A 1,015-nucleotide genomic window follows, 5' to 3' on the forward strand; every position below is an offset into this window, starting at 1 on the left:
ACGACGTCTCGAAGATCGAGATCAGGAAGTCCTGAGCCGGCCGGCCGCCGTCGTGTTCGACGCCCACTCCTGACGCGGAGGGTGTCAATTCTGATACGTAAAGTCATTGCACGGAGGATGTGGGGAGTGCGGAGGGCGGGCCCATGGCGGTGATCATGCTGCGGCGCCTCGTCCTGCTGGCCGGGTCGCTGGTCATCGCGAGCCTGCTCGTCTTCCTGCTGCTGCGGCTGCTGCCCGGCGACGTGGCCGACGTGATCGCGGGGACCACGGCCGCTCCGGAGCAGGTCGCCAGGATCCGCCACCAGCTCGGCGTCGACCGGCCGTTGGCCACCCAGTACGCCAGCTGGGTCGGCGGTGTCCTCACCGGTGACTTCGGCGTCTCGGCGGTGAACGGGGTGTCCGTGTCGGCGCAGCTCGGCGAGAAGCTGACGGTGACCGCGCCGCTGGTGGCCGGCGCGATCATCCTGGCCGTCGCGGCCGCGCTGCCGCTCGGGATCATCGCGGCGGCCCGGCACCGGCGGGCCGACGGGCTGGCCCTGTCCACGCTCGGCCAGCTCGGCATCGCGGTGCCCAGCTTCTGGGTGGGGCTGATGCTCATCACCCTGTTCGCGGTCGAGTGGGGGGTGCTGCCCGCCGGTGGGTTCCCGACAGACGGCTGGGACGACCCGGCGGCGGCCGTGCGCGCCCTGGCGCTGCCCGTGGCCACCCTGGCGCTGGTGGAGGGCGCGGTGCTGATGCGGTTCACCCGCTCGGCAACGCTGGAGGTGCTGCACGCGGACTTCATCCGCACCGCCCGGGCGAAGGGGCTGACCCGCGGCCGGGCGCTGCTGCGGCACGGGGTCCGCAACGCGGCCGGGCCGGTCCTGTCCGTGCTGGGCCTGGAGTTCGCCACCCTGCTCGCCGGCACGGTCGTGATCGAGAACGTGTTCGCGCTGCCCGGCGTCGGGCAGATGCTGATCGTCGACATCGGCAACCGCGACCTGGTCAAGGTCCAGGGCACGGTCCTGCTGATCAC

1 protein-coding gene is annotated in these 1,015 nt (G+C 72.2%); it reads left to right on the forward strand.

Features of this window, described 5'->3' with window-relative positions; all coding sequences use genetic code 11:
• Nucleotides 1-143 precede the first annotated feature (143 nt).
• Nucleotides 144-1,015 (forward strand): ABC transporter permease (locus NBW84_RS19165; protein ID WP_250286119.1); only part of this gene is annotated, 872 nt, incomplete at its 3' end.

Source organism: Protofrankia sp. CiP1_Cm_nod2 (assembly GCF_920664355.1).
Lineage (GTDB): Bacteria > Actinomycetota > Actinomycetes > Frankiales > Frankiaceae > Protofrankia.